Annotated in this window: 1 pseudogene; it reads right to left on the bottom strand. The window is 33.0% G+C overall.

Annotation, left to right across the window (positions count from 1 at the left end):
• Positions 1-65: 65 nt before the first annotated feature.
• Positions 66-260 (bottom strand): annotated as a pseudogene (locus FD47_RS15980) (hypothetical protein); the annotation flags it as partial.
• Positions 261-288: the final 28 nt, after the last annotated feature.

Genomic DNA, 288 nt, shown 5'->3' with positions numbered 1-288 from the left:
GTTTGTGGTAAACACCATTTTAAAGGAAGCTGATCTTTTTTGTCCGAACAGCGTTCGGATTAATTTTACAATCTACCTTTTAAGTAAGTTTTGTTAAGTTCTGCAATTGGTACTTTTTTGATATCTTGTTCTTGTTGTAAGCCTAGTTTCTCGATTAATGTATCGCTAAGATCAATCACCTTATTACTGCCTTTCTGAATTTCACTTAATGCATTATGGATCAAATTCTTATCTTTCGCCCACGTTGCAACATATCCTAAGAAGCTGTCTAAAATCTCTTAAGTAATA

The organism is Lentilactobacillus parafarraginis DSM 18390 = JCM 14109 (assembly GCF_001435895.1).
Lineage (GTDB): Bacteria > Bacillota > Bacilli > Lactobacillales > Lactobacillaceae > Lentilactobacillus > Lentilactobacillus parafarraginis.
Note: the sequence above shows the minus strand (reverse complement) of the source record. Positions and strands in the feature narration are given on the sequence as shown.